At 61.3% G+C, this 253-nt stretch carries 1 pseudogene; it reads left to right on the top strand.

The features are described from left to right. Nucleotides 1–253: pseudogene (locus ACODJP_RS14305) on the top strand (hypothetical protein); the annotation flags it as partial.

Raw genomic sequence — 253 nt, 5'->3', positions numbered from 1 at the left:
CAGCACCCTGAGCGATGCGCTGAGCCAGACCGACCGTCTGCAAAAGCTGCCGCACTTTGAACAGCTGGTCTACCCCCAGTGGCTGCACGACCTACAGCAAGGGAAAGCGGTCGCCGCCGCCCCGGCAGGCGACTGGAAAGTGTTTGAAGCCGCCTGGGGAGCGCCGAAGCTCTATCTGCTGAGCCATATCCCTGGCGCGGGCTATATCGATACCAATGAGGTGGAGAGCGAACCGCTGTGGAATAAAGTGTCC

This window comes from Pleomorphochaeta sp. DL1XJH-081, assembly GCF_049310885.1.
In the GTDB taxonomy this organism is placed as follows: Bacteria; Spirochaetota; Spirochaetia; order Sphaerochaetales; family Sphaerochaetaceae; genus CAYZJV01.
The sequence above is the reverse complement of the archived record's forward strand: the minus strand, read 5'-3'. Positions and strand labels throughout refer to the sequence as shown.